We start from the raw sequence: 9,309 nt of genomic DNA on the forward strand, positions 1-9,309 counted from the left end.
GTCTGGCCGCCCGTGATCGGCCTTGCGCAAACCGCAACTGACCTGATTAGGAGAATTACCATGGCTTTTGAATTGCCTCCGCTGCCGTACGCACATGATGCTCTGGCACCGCACATCTCCAAGGAAACTCTGGAATACCACCACGACAAGCACCACAACACCTATGTCGTGAACCTGAACAACCTGGTGCCAGGCACCGAGTTCGAAGGCAAGACTCTGGAAGAAATCGTCAAGACCTCTTCGGGCGGTATCTTCAACAACGCCGCTCAAGTCTGGAACCACACGTTCTACTGGAACTGCCTGGCGCCAAACGCCGGCGGCCAACCGACTGGCGCTCTGGCTGACGCGATCAACGCTGCTTTCGGCTCCTTCGACAAGTTCAAGGAGGAATTCAGCAAGACCTCCATCGGCACTTTCGGCTCCGGCTGGGGCTGGCTGGTGAAGAAAGCTGACGGTTCCCTGGCACTGGCCAGCACCATCGGCGCCGGCAATCCGATCACCAGCGGCGACACCCCGCTGCTGACCTGTGACGTCTGGGAACACGCTTACTACATCGACTACCGTAACCTGCGTCCTAAGTACGTCGAGGCGTTCTGGAACCTGGTCAACTGGAAGTTCGTTGCCGAGCAGTTCGAAGGCAAAAGCTTCACCGCCTGATGAATGCTTGAATGCTCGAATGAAAAAAAGCCCGGCACGTCCGGGTTTTTTTTCGCCTTCTGTTTGTCGTTTATGTATTGTCTGGAAGCGATAGCGGACTAATATCAAATTTCGTGCTGATTCAAACGGCTGGGCTCAAGTTTTCCCCGCGTACGACCGACACAGTACGGATAGCCTGAGTGGTCTGCCTATTAACTGTTTTCCCGATTGATGGGGTCACGCGCACGCCAGAAGCGTCTGATCCGAATGCCTGCATTGCCAGTGCTTGCATGCAGGCAGCCCGCTATCAGCATGGATAAAGGAATGGCCATTTGAAGCTGGAACTCAAAGACAGCTTGTCGGTGAAGCTGCTCCGCGTTGTGCTGCTTTCAGCGCTGATCGTGGGGGTCGTGCTCAGTTGCGCACAGATCGTCTACGACGCATACAAAACCCGCCAGGCCGTTGCCACGGACGCAGCGCGTATCCTCGACATGTTCCGCGACCCGTCGACCCAGGCCGTCTATAGCCTGGACCGGGAAATGGGCATGCAGGTCATCGAAGGGCTGTTTCAGGACAAAGCCGTGCGCCAGGCGTCCATTGGTCACCCCAACGAGACGGTGCTCGCCGAAAAATCTCGAGACCTCGAAGCCACCCCCACCCGCTGGCTGACTGATCTGATCCTTGGCCAGGAACGGAGCTTCACCACGCAACTGGTCGGCCGCAGCCCGTACAGCGAATATTACGGCGACCTGCGCATCACCCTGGACACCGCCACCTACGGCGAAACCTTCCTTACCAACTCGATGATCATCTTCATCTCCGGCGTGTTGCGCGCGCTGGCGATGGGTCTGGTTCTGTACCTGGTTTATCACTGGCTGCTGACCAAACCGCTGTCGAGAATCATCGAGCACCTGACCAGCATCAACCCCGACCGCCCCAGCGAACACCAATTGCCCTTGCTCAAAGGCCACGAAAAAAACGAGCTGGGGGTCTGGGTCAATACCGCCAACCAACTGCTGGCGTCCATCGAGCGCAACACCACCCTGCGCCACGAAGCTGAATCCAGCCTGTTGCGGATGGCCCAATACGACTTCCTCACCGGTCTGCCGAATCGGCTGCAGCTGCAGAAGCAACTGGACAAAATCCTCGTCGACTCCGGAAAAGTGCAGCACCGTGTCGCGGTGTTGTGCGTGGGTCTGGATGACTTCAAAGGCATCAACGAGCAATTCAGTTATCAGGCCGGCGATCAGTTGCTGCTGGCGCTGGCCGATCGCCTGCGCAGTCACAGCGGTCGCCTCGGCGCCCTTGCCCGGCTGGGCGGCGACCAGTTCGCGCTGGTTCAGGCCGATATCGAACAGCCTTACGAGGCCGCCGAGCTGGCGCAGAACATTCTTGATGACCTTGAAGCGCCCTTCGCCGTCGATCAGCAAGAGATTCGTCTGCGCGCCACCATCGGCATCACGCTGTTCCCCGAAGATGGCGACAGCACCGAGAAGCTGCTGCAGAAAGCCGAACAGACCATGACGCTGGCCAAGACCCGCTCGCGCAATCGCTACCAGTTTTATATCGCCAGCGTCGACAGCGAGATGCGTCGCCGTCGCGAGCTGGAAAAAGACCTGCGCGAAGCCATGGCCCGCGAGCAGTTTCATCTGGTCTATCAGCCGCAGATCAGCTATCGCGATCACAGTGTCGTCGGTGTCGAAGCGTTGATCCGCTGGATTCACCCGGAACACGGCTTCGTGCCGCCCGACCTGTTCATCCCGCTGGCCGAGCAGAACGGCACCATTATCGCCATCGGCGAGTGGGTGCTGGATCAGGCCTGCAAACAGCTGCGCGAATGGCACGACCAGGGCTTCAGTGACCTGCGCATGGCGGTGAACCTGTCCACGGTGCAGCTGCACCACGCCGAATTGCCGCGGGTGGTGAACAATCTGTTGCAGATCTACCGCCTGCCGCCCCGCAGTCTGGAGCTGGAAGTCACGGAAACCGGCCTGATGGAAGACATCACCACCGCCGCGCAGCACTTGTTGAGCCTGCGCCGCTCCGGCGCGTTAATCGCCATCGATGACTTCGGCACCGGTTATTCGTCGCTGAGTTATCTGAAAAGCCTGCCGCTGGACAAGATCAAGATCGACAAGAGCTTCGTCCAGGACCTGCTCGACGACGATGACGACGCGACGATCGTGCGCGCCATCATCCAGCTCGGCAAAAGTTTGGGCATGCAGGTGATCGCCGAAGGCGTGGAGACCGCCGAGCAAGAGGCGTACATCATTTCCGAGGGCTGCCACGAAGGTCAGGGGTATTTCTACAGCAAGCCGCTGCCGGCGCGGGAGCTGCTGGTTTACCTGAAGCAGGCTCAGCGCACTCACAGCGAGGCGCTCTGACACAACGGGCTTTCGACGCAAAGGCGCATCCTTGGAAACACCGCCGCGCCTGCGGACATCCTGAATCATCCCCTGAAACAGCTTGAAATATCTCCCTCCGCCGGCCTGGGCAAATGGCCTTTACACAGAATGCAAATCTTTCGCATTATGTCGCAGCATTTTCTGGCGTTCGCCACCGTTCACACCTCTTCTCGATGCAGGATTCCGTCATGATTCGTATGCCCCTGGCAACCGCAAGTCTGCTGGCTGTCGCCATTGCTCTGGCCGGTTGTGATCAAGGCAAGGACAAGCCCGCCGCCGCAGCGCCTGCCCCTGCACCGGCCGCAGCCGCCGCGCCAGCTCCAGCGCCGACCTCCGCCGCCGCGCCTGCCCAGCCCAACGAAACGGCCACCCGGGCAGTGGTCGCCAACTACGCCAATATGGTATTCGCCGTTTTCAGCGACGCCGAATCCACTGCCAAAAAGCTCAGCACGGCAGTCGACGCTTTCCTCGCCACACCCAATGACCAGACCCTGAAAGCAGCGCGAGACGCCTGGGTTGCGGCGCGGGTGCCGTACATGCAGAGCGAAGTGTTCCGCTTCGGCAACACCATCATCGACGACTGGGAAGGTCAGGTGAACGCATGGCCGCTGGACGAAGGCCTGATCGACTACGTCGCCAAGGATTACCAGCACGCGTTGGGCAATCCGGGCGCCACTGCCAACATCATCGCCAACAAGTCAGTGCAAGTGGGCGAGGACAAAGTCGACGTCACAGAAATCACCCCTGAAAAACTCGCCAGCCTGAACGAGCTCGGTGGTGCGGAAGCCAACGTGGCGACCGGTTACCACGCCATCGAATTCCTGCTCTGGGGCCAGGACCTGCACGGCACCGGCCCGGGCGCCGGCGAGCGTCCGGCCAGCGACTACATCGAAGGCCAGGGCGGCACCGGCGGCCACAATGATCGCCGCCGCGCCTACCTGAAAGCCGCCACCGACCTGTTGGTCAGCGACCTCGAAGAAATGGTCAACAACTGGAAGCCGGGCGTCGCCGACAACTACCGCGCCACGCTGGAAGCTGAGTCCGCCGAGAGCGGGCTGCGCAAAATGCTGTTCGGCATGGGCAGCCTGTCGCTCGGTGAACTGGCGGGCGAACGCATGAAAGTCGCGTTGGAGGCCAATTCCAGCGAAGACGAGCACGATTGCTTCAGCGACAACACCCACAACTCGCATTTCTATAACGGCCTGGGCATCCGCAACGTTTACCTGGGTGAATACACCCGCGTCGACGGCAGCAAAGTGAGCGGCGCGAGCCTGTCCTCGCTGGTCGCCACCGCCGACGCCGCCACCGACCAGACCGTGCGCGCCGATCTCGATGCGACCCAGGCTAAGCTGCAGGTCATCGTCGACCACGCCAACAAGGGCGAGCATTTCGACCAACTCATCGCGGCGGGCAACACAGCGGGCAACCAGGTCGTGCGCGACGCGATTGCCGCGCTGGTCAAACAGACCGGCGCAATCGAGCAAGCCGCTGGCAAGCTGGGCATCACCGACCTGAACCCGGACAACGCCGACCACGAGTTCTGATCCGCTTCAAACCGGTGGGACCGCGCCTTCCCGACTGAAGTCGGTCCCGCTGCAAACAAATGCCGACCCGTACACGGGCCGGCATTTTTTTCGTCAATCGACGCCTGAAAGTCCCAGCAAAACGGCGTTGTTTGGGGACCGGTCTGTAAGCGTTGTAGGGCATTTCCTGTTCGCTCCTTGTCGGATTGAACACGCCTCCCCCGCCGCTGATCATGCGCACTTCCTTGACCCCACCCTATCCAGGAGGAGACAGAAAGTGCCCAAGAGAAACAATAAAAGGCGCCGCGTCAGTAAGCTCAAAGCCAACGATTACGGTATTCACCTGCTGGTCGGCGTCAAGGGCCCGCGTGCCTGGAAGGTGACGATCTACCGCGACGGCAGAACCTTCAACCGACTGTTTTCCTTCTCCCGCTACGGTGGCCGAGATCCGGCACGCCAAGCCGCCGACGCGTGCCGTGACCAGCTGCTGCTGGCCCACCTGCCCAAGCTCAGCCGCGACATCCGTCAACGCATCATCGCCACCAACACCAGCGGTTATCCGGGGGTGCATTACCGCTGTTACACCGGCATCGCCTATTGGGTAGCGCGGACCACGCTGCGCAACGGCAGCAGTGTCACCAAGTCGTTCAGGGTCGAACATTACGGTTACGAGAGGGCCAAGGAGCTGGCGATCCGCGAACGCGAACGGCAGCTCGACGGCATTGGTGATTACCGGTCATTCAAGGTGGTCGAGGGCGAGCGGCGTCTCATGCAACTTCTGGTGGAAAACCCGGCGCTGGAGATCGCCGGCGCGTGAGTTTTGCGGGCACGTCACCCGCGGATGATTTGGTAACAACACGTTACGAGAGGGCCTGCAAACGCTAATCCCTCTTATTCATCAAACTCGGGGCTGGTAAGCTTGCTCGCCCCGATTTCCCGCCTTTGCAGGACCTGTATGACTGCGTGGTTCCGTCCTTCGTTTCTCCTGCTGATGGCGCTTGCCATGAGTGGGTGCGATGACGCCCCGCGTTTCACCGCTGCCGAACCGGGCGAGTCGCGCTCGGGCGGCGCCACCACCGTCAACAAAAGCGACCGCAATGCGTTTTCCATGCCTTCAGCCAACCTGTCGCCCGTCCGGCGGCTGGACTTCAGCGTCGGCAACAGCTTTTTCCGCAACCCCTGGGTGATTGCCCCGTCGACTACCACTGCCCGCGACGGCCTGGGTCCGTTGTTCAACACCAACGCCTGCCAGAACTGCCACATCAAGGACGGCCGCGGCCACCCGCCCGAGCCCGGCGCCGACAACGCCGTGTCAATGCTGGTGCGCCTGTCGATTCCCGACGATCCGGCGTTCGCCGAACACATCAAGCAGTTGGGTCTGACGCCCGAGCCTGTATACGGCAAGCAACTCCAGGACATGGCCATCCCCGGCGTCACGCCTGAGGGCAAGGTGCGGGTCGATTACGATTCGATGACCGTGCATTTTCGCGACGGCACCCCGGTGCACCTGCGCCGCCCTACCCTGCAGATCACCCAAACCGGTTACGGCCCGATGCACCCGCAGACGCGAGCTTCCGCGCGCATTGCCCCTCCGATGATCGGCCTCGGGCTTCTGGAAGCGATCCCTCAGGCGGCGATTCTGGCCAACGCCAACCCGAACGATGAACAGGGCACCGGCATCACCGGCACACCCAACTGGGTCTGGGACGATGCGCAGCAGAAAACCGTCCTCGGCCGTTTCGGCTGGAAAGCCTCACAGCCGAGTATCAAGCAGCAGAATGTCCACGCGCTGGCGGGTGATATGGGCCTGACGTCCACCTTGATGCCGGTCGACGACTGCACGCCGTCGCAGACCGCGTGCCTCGCCGCGCCCAACGGCAACGGCCCGAACGGCGAGCCGGAAGTCAGCGACAACATCCTGCGGCTGATCACCTTCTACACCCGCAACCTTGGCGTCCCGGCGCGCCGCGACGTGGCCGACCCGCAGGTGCTGGCGGGCAAGAGCCTGTTCTTCAAGGCCGGCTGCCAGCAATGCCACACGCCTGAATTCACCACTTCCGCCGACGCCGCCGAGCCCGAACTGGCGAATCAGGTCATCCGCCCCTACACCGATCTGTTGCTGCATGACATGGGCGAAGGCCTGGCCGACAATCTCAGCGAATTTCAGGCCAGCGGCCAGCAGTGGCGCACCCCGCCGCTGTGGGGCATTGGCCTGACGCAGACCGTCAGTGGCCACACCCAGTTTCTGCACGACGGACGTGCCCGCGACCTGATGGAAGCCGTGCTCTGGCATGGCGGCGAGGCGCTGCCGGCGCAACGTCAGGTGCTCGCCTTTGACGCGGAGCAACGCGCGGCGCTGCTGGCGTTCTTGAATTCTCTCTAACGTATTTCTGAAGATAAGGAGTCGGGCATGTTCCGCCCCAAGTTGTTGCTCACCAGCCTCGCCGCTTTGGCACTGGGCGCGTGCGCGCCGTCGGACCCGCAAGCCGTGACGTCTGCCGCCATCGCCAGTCAGGTCATCCTGCCGACCTACAGCCGTTGGGTCGATGCCGACCGGCAACTGGCGATCAGTGCGCTGTCCTACTGCCAGGGCAAATCCGACCTGGACACCGCCCGCGCCGACTTCCTGCACGCGCAAAAAGCCTGGGCCGAGCTGCAACCGCTGCTCATCGGGCCGCTGGCAGAAGGCAATCGCGCCTGGCAGATTCAGTTCTGGCCGGACAAGAAAAACCTCGTCGGCCGTCAGGTGGAGCAACTGGTCACCGCACAGCCGCAGATCAGTGCTGACGCCCTGACGAAATCCAGCGTCGTGGTTCAGGGCCTGTCGGCCTATGAATACATCCTGTTCGACGCCGACATCGACATGGCCAACGCCGAGCAGAAAGCCCGCTACTGCCCGCTGCTGGTCGCCATTGGTGAGCGTCAGAAGGCGTTGGCAGAAGACATCCTCAACAGCTGGAACAGCAACGACGGCATGCTCGCTCAGCTGAGCAAGTTTCCCAACCAGCGCTACGCCGATTCCCACGAGGCCATTGCCGAGTTGCTGCGCGTGCAAGTGACCGCACTGGACTCATTGAAGAAAAAGCTCGGCACGCCGCTGGGCCGCGGCACCAAGGGTGTGCCGCAGCCGTTTCAGGCGGAAGCGTGGCGCAGCAAGGCTTCGCTCAGCAGCTTGCAGGCGAGTCTGGCCAGTGCCCAGACGGTCTGGGCCGGTGTTGATAACAAAGGTTTACGCGGGCTGTTGCCCAAGGAACAGAAGCCTTTGGCCGACAAGATCGACGCCGCCTACGCTGAGAGCAATCGCCAACTGGCCGCGCTGAAACCTCCCCTCGGGGATCTGCTGGCCACCGAAGAAGGTCGTCAGCAGCTCAACGCTTTCTACGACAGCCTCAACGTGGTCCATCGCCTGCACGAAGGCGAACTGGCCAAGGCGCTGGGCATTCAACTGGGCTTCAACGCCAATGATGGTGACTGATATGTTGCGACGTCAGGCTCTGGGTCTGGGCAGCCTGCTGCTCAGCGCCGTCACGTTTGGCGGCTGGACACTCTTCGCGAAAAAAGGCGAAAGCCCGCTGCTGCTGTCCGCCCGAGACGATGGCAACGGCCAGCACTTCGCCGTGGGTTATCGCGTCGACGGCACGCAGGTGTTTGCCACCGCCGTCGCCCAGCGCTGTCACGACATCATCAATCACCCGAACCTGCCGATCGCACTGTTCGTCGCGCGCCGGCCGGGGACCGAAAGCTACCTGATCGACCTGCGCGACGGTCGCTTGCTGCAGACCATCACCTCGCAACCCCACCGACACTTCTACGGCCACGCGGTCATTCACAAGGACGGCGAATGGCTGTACGCCACCGAGAACGACACGACGGAGCCGGGCCGCGGACTGTTGGGCGTGTATCGATTCGTTGATGAGCGGCTGCAACGCACCGGTGAGATTTCTACCCACGGCGTCGGGCCCCATCAGGTTTCATGGATGCCGGATGGCGAAACCCTTGCAGTCGCCAACGGCGGCATTCGCACCGAGGCCGAGAGCCGCGTCGAAATGAACCTCGACGCCATGGAACCCAGTCTGGTGCTGATGCAGCGCGACGGCACGCTGCTGAGCAAAGAGACGCTGTCGCAACAGATGAACAGCGTGCGCCATATGGCGATCGCCAGCGACGGCACCATTGTCGCGGGGCAGCAGTTCATGGGGCCTTCCCACGAATCCGCCGAGCTGCTCGCCATCAAGCGGCCGGGCCAGCCGTTTCAAGCGTTCCCGGTGGCCGAGCAACAACTGCAGGCGATGGCGCATTACACCGCCAGCGTCGCCATTCACAACGACCTGCGGCTGGTGGCACTGACCGCGCCGAGGGGCAACCGCTTCTTTATCTGGGACCTGGACAGCGGCTCGCTGAAGCTGGATGCGCCGCTGCCCGACTGCGCCGGGGTGGGCGCGGTGGCGGACGGCTTCGTCGTGACCTCCGGCCAAGGGCGCTGCCGTTTTTATGATTGCCGCGAGACGGTGCTGGTCGCCAAGCCGCTGGAGCTGCCGGCGGGGTTGTGGGATAACCATCTGCATCTGGTTTGATGGTGGATCTACGGCTGCCGCGCGGGCCTCTTCCCTGGCAAGCCCGCTCATCGAAACATGACAACGCCGCAGATGTATCTGCCGACAGGTGAACTGTGGGAGATTCTATGGTTGTCATCAAGCCAAAATCCCCCCTTTCGGTTGATATTCGCTTTGGTTTTTCATCAGGGA

7 protein-coding genes are annotated in these 9,309 nt (G+C 61.7%); all 7 read left to right on the forward strand.

The window, feature by feature from the left end:
* Positions 1–60 precede the first annotated feature (60 nt).
* Positions 61–657, forward strand: coding sequence for a superoxide dismutase (locus AC07VF_RS03075; protein WP_065992213.1), 597 nt, complete (start codon positions 61–63; stop codon positions 655–657).
* Between the two features lie 311 nt (positions 658–968).
* Positions 969–3,020 carry a putative bifunctional diguanylate cyclase/phosphodiesterase gene (locus AC07VF_RS03080; protein WP_346627068.1) on the forward strand — a complete coding sequence of 684 codons (2,052 nt, stop codon included), beginning with the start codon at positions 969–971 and terminating at the stop codon, positions 3,018–3,020.
* A 209-nt stretch (positions 3,021–3,229) separates the two neighbouring features.
* Entirely contained in the window at positions 3,230–4,585 is a 1,356-nt protein-coding gene (locus AC07VF_RS03085; RefSeq protein ID WP_495008621.1) for an imelysin family protein, read from the forward strand.
* A 256-nt stretch (positions 4,586–4,841) separates the two neighbouring features.
* Entirely contained in the window at positions 4,842–5,381 is a 540-nt protein-coding gene (locus tag AC07VF_RS03090; RefSeq protein ID WP_065992198.1) for an AP2/ERF family transcription factor, read from the forward strand.
* A gap of 138 nt (positions 5,382–5,519) precedes the next feature.
* Entirely contained in the window at positions 5,520–6,947 is a 1,428-nt protein-coding gene (locus AC07VF_RS03095) for a di-heme oxidoreductase family protein (protein ID WP_495008620.1), read from the forward strand.
* A gap of 27 nt (positions 6,948–6,974) precedes the next feature.
* Entirely contained in the window at positions 6,975–8,039 is a 1,065-nt protein-coding gene (locus tag AC07VF_RS03100; protein WP_192171735.1) for an imelysin family protein, read from the forward strand.
* 1 nt (position 8,040) lies between these two features.
* The gene (locus AC07VF_RS03105) at positions 8,041–9,138 is read left to right on the forward strand and encodes a DUF1513 domain-containing protein (RefSeq protein WP_192171736.1); all 1,098 of its coding nucleotides are present in this window, start codon (positions 8,041–8,043) and stop codon (positions 9,136–9,138) included.
* The last annotated feature ends 171 nt before the right edge of the window (positions 9,139–9,309 follow it).

This window comes from Pseudomonas sp. GW821-FHT02H06 (assembly GCF_059421525.1).